At 41.7% G+C, this 1,512-nt stretch carries 1 protein-coding gene; it reads right to left on the bottom strand.

What is annotated here, in order from left to right; all coding sequences use genetic code 11:
• Positions 1-174: 174 nt before the first annotated feature.
• Positions 175-1,380: an IS256 family transposase gene (locus tag ACTNEW_RS16200; RefSeq protein ID WP_441062841.1), complete on the bottom strand. Its 1,206-nt coding sequence runs from the start codon at positions 1,378-1,380 to the stop codon at positions 175-177.
• Positions 1,381-1,512: the final 132 nt, after the last annotated feature.

Below are 1,512 nucleotides of genomic sequence, written 5' to 3'. Positions count from 1 at the left end.
GACAGTGTGAAATAATCTCTGTAAATCCAGATTTTCTATGATAATTGAGTGGGCTTGGGAGCGGTTATCCGCTTACAAGCCCTTGATTATTTTTATCAAAAACAAGATGGTATGTCAAGGGCACCCGGCTGTGCCGGGTGTGCATTTTACCCTTGATATAGCATCGTTTTTTGATTAGTCTGGCATTCTGCCGGGGTACATGATCACGAGTTCTCCTCTTACCAATCCCCAGTTCCGAATCGGCATGCTCCACTTTTTTGTTATCTCATTCGTCGAGATATAGAGTGATTTCAGCAGAGCCTGTGGACTTGGAAATACGCTTCTCTGCTTGTTTAGCCGCCGATAGGAAGAATTCAAGGATTCTATTGCGTTCGTTGTATAAAATGCTGTTCTGACTTCCTTAGAGAACTTAAAGATCGGTGATATAGCATCCCAGTTATCATGCCATCTGTTCATTGCGCTGGGATACATTGGTGCCCATTTATCTGTTACAGCATCGAGCTGTTTCAATGCAGCCGGTTCATCCGATGCCGTGTATATCGTCTTAAGGTCTTTTGCAAACGCCTTCATGTCTTTATTTGCGACATATTTTAGCGTATTTCTTACCATATGCACGATACAGCGCTGCTGTTCTGTTGCTGGAAACGCTGTGGAAATCGCTTCTTTGATACCGGTAAGTCCATCTGAACAGAGAATGAGGATGTCCCTGAGTCCACGGTTTTTCAGACTGTTAAGGACGCTTAACCAGAATTTACTGCTTTCATTTTCGCCGATCACAATAGACAAAACTTCTTTTTTTCCATCTTCATTAATGCCTAAAACAATATAGGCTGCTAATTTACGGACAATTCCGTCATCCCGAACTGAAAAATGGATGGCATCAATAAACACAATCGGATATACAGCACTGAGTGGCCGATTCTGCCATTCCTCTATTTGGGGGAGTAGTTTATCTGTGATATCAGAAATCATGCCCTCGCTTACTTCAAACCCGTAAATATCATCGATGGTCTCGGAGATCTGGCGGGTAGTCATTCCCTTGGCATACATGGAAATGATTTTGTCCTCAATTTCTGAAATGTCTTTTTTACGTTTGGGTAAAATCTTGGGTTCAAAGGTACTTTCCCGGTCCTGAGGAACATCCACTTCAAACTCACCGTATTTACTACGGACACGTTTGCTCTTTGTTCCATTTCGAGAATTGTTTTCAGAAGAACGTTCATACTTGGCGTAACCAAGATGATCATCCATTTCAGCCTCCAGCATTTCCTGAATCGTTCCGGAAAGAAGATCTTTCAGAGCATCCTGAATGTCATCTGCAGTCTCGATATCATACTCCTGCAGTAACCCCTGAATGATGTTTCTTTTTCCTTCAGTCATCGGTTTTGGTTTGTAAACTTCTTTTTTTCTGTTTGCCATAATAAAGGGCCTCCTATGAATTAGATTTTATCATAGAAGACCCTTATCGCATATATTTCCATATGCTATTTACAGACTTTTTTTCACAGGCTC

The organism is Blautia sp. HCP3S3_G3, assembly GCF_052063365.1.
Lineage (GTDB): Bacteria > Bacillota > Clostridia > Lachnospirales > Lachnospiraceae > Blautia_A.
The sequence above is the reverse complement of the archived record's forward strand: the minus strand, read 5'-3'. Positions and strand labels throughout refer to the sequence as shown.